This is a genomic window from Arthrobacter sp. Y3223164 (assembly GCF_059091005.1).
In genome coordinates this window covers 1-299 of the sequence record NZ_JBNHGF010000970.1, presented here as the reverse complement: position 1 = coordinate 299, position 299 = coordinate 1, and the positions used below count along the sequence as shown (strand labels likewise).

Sequence of the window (299 nt, the reverse complement as noted above, 5' to 3'; positions counted from 1 at the left end):
GGCGGTGGCGCTGACCGCCGCGGCAGCATCGGCCAGGGCCGCGGCGGTGAGCGTCTTGGGCGCGGTGACGTCCATGTCCGGGGTCACCGAGGTGGCCCCCAGCGCCGGGCCCAGCAGGGCGAACGGCGCAAAGCCGGCCACCAGCGAGGTGCCGGCTTCCAGCCCGTAGGTCTCCTTGAGGGTGTCCCGCATGGCGGCCAGCCGGCGGTGCGTATAGACGACGCCCTTGGCCGGCCCGGTGGAGCCGGAGGTGAAGAGGATGGCGGCGTCGTCGTCGGGCTCGGGGGCGGTGCGCCCGG

General features: G+C 75.9%; 1 protein-coding gene. It reads right to left on the bottom strand.

What is annotated here, in order from left to right:
• Positions 1-299, bottom strand: a 299-nt coding sequence (locus AC5RUJ_RS18965; protein ID WP_494156602.1) for an AMP-binding protein, incomplete at both ends; no start/stop codon positions are given.